This is a genomic window from Arthrobacter sp. NPDC080086 (assembly GCF_040702285.1).
Map to the genome: position 1 here is coordinate 1 of NZ_JBFBKP010000168.1, position 1,598 is coordinate 1,598.

Genomic DNA, 1,598 nt, shown 5'->3' on the forward strand with positions numbered 1-1,598 from the left:
ACCCCTGCGAAACACCTCCCCGCAACCCGGTCTTCAAACCCGAAACCGACTTACCAAGCCCGGGAGAAACAGCCGCCACATCAGCAATCGCCTTGACGGCCATGGCCGCCGTCGACTCAATCGTCACACCCGCGGCGGTACCTGAGATCCAATTGACGGTTACCCGCGTCCCCGCGTGAGTCGTGAATACCTCTCCCGCTTGCCACGCGTGCCGCGTGCTGTAGTAACCGGCGAAGGGGTGGGAGTCTGGCATGAGGATGAGGGACCCTGCCCCGAGTTGCTGCACGATTTTCACTCCGCGATTGCCGTTGACGGCGGTCGCAGCGTCATAGCCGACAGGCAGCCGCAACTCCAGGTAGTAGACCTCCCCACTTACCGGATCCGTGAACTTCACAGCACGGCCATCGGCCGTGCCACTCCATGCGGTGAGGGTGTAGGCGGTGCTATTTCCGGCTTTGCCAAGGTCCCGGACTTCTCGGCCGGTTCCAAAGCCGCCGTACTCCCACAGTGTCGAGCTGATTGTGGGCTGGGAGGACTGGGAAACCCCCATGAGGTCCATGCTGTCGCCGTACTCCCTGATGCTGCAGGACGGGTCAGCAAAGGTACCGTCACTGTTTGTCGCCACATCCTGGGCGCCACTGCCGCACTGGAGGCTGTTGGCGTGCATCAGCCCGAGGACGTGACCGAACTCGTGCGTGAGCACACTTCGGGTAAGGGCGGCCGGTAGAGGCATGATGACCCGGCCGCTTGTTCCGTTGTAGCTCCAGCCTGCGCCGTACGCGCCGTCGGAAAGCGTGGGAGTCGATACGAATACCACGAGTGCCGTGTAGGGGTTAGGCACCCAACCCAGTTCGTTGGTAATCGTGTTCATCATGTCCGAGTACCGCTGCGTTGAGGAGGCACTGCGACTGTTGAATGTCTCGGTACTGGCAACGCTCATGCTGAGCCGGCCGTTCGACATGGTTGCCCAGTAGTTGCTGGTCGCCTGAACGGCGGAGACCGCAGAGTCCATGGAAATATTGGCTTTGACGTCGGTTAGCTGCACAGTGACCAGCCGGACTTTGATATTGCCTGTCCTGGCCAATGAGTATGACTCTGTACCAAGAGTCCTAGCCGACGCACCCTTAGCGCCTTCCAATGGGGGGGTTTGGAAGACATGGACGCTGGTAGGTGCGCCGCCGGTCTGTTCGGGTACCGGAGGCTCCGGGGTGGGTCCCTGAACCGGGATGCTCGTGCCCGAACCGGTGGACGTGTCAGTAGCTGTCGCCGTTGCAGTGGGGGTTGCAACGGTCTGATTCGTAGGGGCGGATGAGGATCCGACGGACGGCGAACTGGTCGCCGTGGGAGTACTGATGGTCGTTGACGAATCCGTCGGTTCCGAGGCCAGCCCCGGTGCTGCCGCTCCGAATGTCAGCGATGACGCCGAGACCAGCAAAGCACCTGCGAGAGCGGCGGTAAACCGTTTGCGATTCATGTGTTCCTTCAAAGCACCCGAGGTCGTTGGCTGGGGCCGGCGATGGGGCGTGAATTTGTGTTGTGGGTGGGTCATCGGGTGAGGGTGGTTTTGGTGCCGGTGGTGGGGGACGAGTCGATGCGGC

General features: G+C 61.8%; 1 protein-coding gene. It reads right to left on the reverse strand.

What is annotated here, in order from left to right:
- Nucleotides 1-1,045 (reverse strand): M43 family zinc metalloprotease (locus AB0305_RS23070; protein ID WP_366174197.1); only part of this gene is annotated, 1,045 nt, incomplete at its 3' end.
- Between the last annotated feature and the right edge of the window lie 553 nt (nucleotides 1,046-1,598).